3 protein-coding genes are annotated in these 1,692 nt (G+C 39.4%); all 3 read right to left on the bottom strand.

Annotated features, from left to right (window positions below):
- Position 1 precedes the first annotated feature (1 nt).
- Positions 2 to 814: an adenosylmethionine decarboxylase gene (speD, locus tag H5072_RS18630; RefSeq protein WP_024597058.1), complete on the bottom strand. Its 813-nt coding sequence runs from the start codon at positions 812 to 814 to the stop codon at positions 2 to 4.
- A gap of 88 nt (positions 815 to 902) precedes the next feature.
- Positions 903 to 1,316: an OsmC family protein gene (locus H5072_RS18625; protein WP_002958863.1), complete on the bottom strand. Its 414-nt coding sequence runs from the start codon at positions 1,314 to 1,316 to the stop codon at positions 903 to 905.
- 86 nt (positions 1,317 to 1,402) lie between these two features.
- A complete protein-coding gene (locus H5072_RS18620) occupies positions 1,403 to 1,690 on the bottom strand; it encodes a DUF3802 family protein (RefSeq protein WP_259395988.1) in 288 nt (95 codons plus the stop codon).
- Positions 1,691 to 1,692 lie beyond the last annotated feature (2 nt).

Here is a 1,692-nt window from a genome sequence, read left to right as displayed (position 1 = left end):
ATTATTCTGTATCTGGCAGGTTACGGCCATAGAATATTTCTTGCATTTCGCGAGTCAGCTTAGAGCGGATCTCGTCTTCTTCTTCGTCCGATAACTCATCAGTAGAAAGGCCGAATAAATAGGTATTTAAGTCGGTTTCTTTTAACATCATTTTAGTATGGAACAGGTTTTCTTGATACACGTTTACGTCCATCATTTGGTACGCTTCTTTTGTATCTTCTGTCATGAAGTTTTGAATCGAGCTAATAGCATGATCAATGTAGTGCTTAACACCGTTTATGTCGCGGGTAAAACCACGAACGCGGTAGTCTATTGTTACTACGTCTGACTCAAGGCTATGAATTAAGAAGTTTAACGCTTTAAGTGGCGAAATAATGCCACAGGTAGATACTTCAATATCAGCACGGAATGTACAAATACCATCATCAGGGTGAGCTTCTGGGTATGTGTGTACACAAATATGGCTTTTATCTAGGTGTGCAACAACTGAATCAGGTAATGGGCCTGGTGCTTCGTCAGCATCGTAATTTTGCTGCTCTTCTACTGGTTCTTCTGAAACCAAAATAGTTACACTTGCGCCTTGCGGTTCATAATCTTGGCGCGCTACATTTAAAATGTTAGCACCAATAATATCAACAACTTCACCTAAAATATCGGTTAGTCTATCTGCACTGTACTGCTCATCGATATATTCAATATATTCTTTACGTTGTTGCTCGGTCTTTGCGTAACAAATATCATAAATACTAAAGCTTAAACTTTTGGTTAAATTGTTAAAGCCATGAAGTTTAAGTTTATCGAAGGGTTTGTTCATAATAAACCAACCTATAAATTAGTGGGTTCTGCACCTGCAGAATGAAAAGTTCGCGGATTTTATACGAATTTTCCTCGTGGAAAAAGCGTTATTTTGCTTGATCTTGCACAACTTCGTGGCTATGCGTAATTTCTACTGTTTTATCAAGCATTAATGCAACCGAGCAATACTTTTCAGCAGAGAGTGAAACTGCACGTGCAAGGTGCTTTTCAGACACATTATTACCCTTAACAACAAAGTGTAAGTTGATTTTGGTAAACACGCGCGGTGCTGTTTCGGCGCGTTCTGCACTGAGTTGCACTTGTACGTCTGAAAAATCTTGTTTAGCTTTTTTTAAAATACTAACCACATCAACTGATGAGCAACAGCCAACTGACATTAAAACCATTTCCATTGGGCTTGGTGCTGCGCTATCGCTGCCGCCATCAAACACAACATTGTGGTTAGAATTAGAACGGCCAATAAACGTATCGCCTTCAACCCATTTTACATTTGCTTGCATTGTTATATCTCAAAAAAATATTTTCTTGATTGTAAGCAACTTAGCCGTAGTTGCAAATGAAAATGCAACGCAGGACTATAAAATGGCTAAGATTGTTGTGCTAAAGCGCTATCAAAGAGGTTTTTTACTAAACCTGCAAATTCATCTATAAAGGCATGCTGTTCAACCGTGACAGGCTGTGAGGTGATGCTGCTGAGGACTTCTTCTAAATCGTAAACTATGCCATCAACTTCACGTACAATTTGACTACGCTGCTCTGTGTTGAGGTCTGTGTGCTGCTCGCAAATAAGCATCACATTTTGTGCAATGACGTCTTCGATTAATTCCATTACTGTTGGAGCGCCTGGTTTTATTTCGCCTGGCTTCTCAAACAATG

This window comes from Pseudoalteromonas sp. SR45-5, assembly GCF_014163565.1.
In the GTDB taxonomy this organism is placed as follows: domain Bacteria; phylum Pseudomonadota; class Gammaproteobacteria; order Enterobacterales; family Alteromonadaceae; genus Pseudoalteromonas; species Pseudoalteromonas distincta.
Note: the sequence above shows the minus strand (reverse complement) of the source record. Positions and strands in the feature narration are given on the sequence as shown.

Bases quoted from the DNA above. Each gene is read 5' to 3' on its own strand.
- H5072_RS18625 (WP_002958863.1), bottom strand. From the start codon at position 1,316: ATGCAAGCAAATGTAAAATGGGTTGAAGGCGATACGTTTATTGGCCGT.
- speD (WP_024597058.1), bottom strand. From the start codon at position 814: ATGAACAAACCCTTCGATAAACTTAAACTTCATGGCTTTAACAATTTA.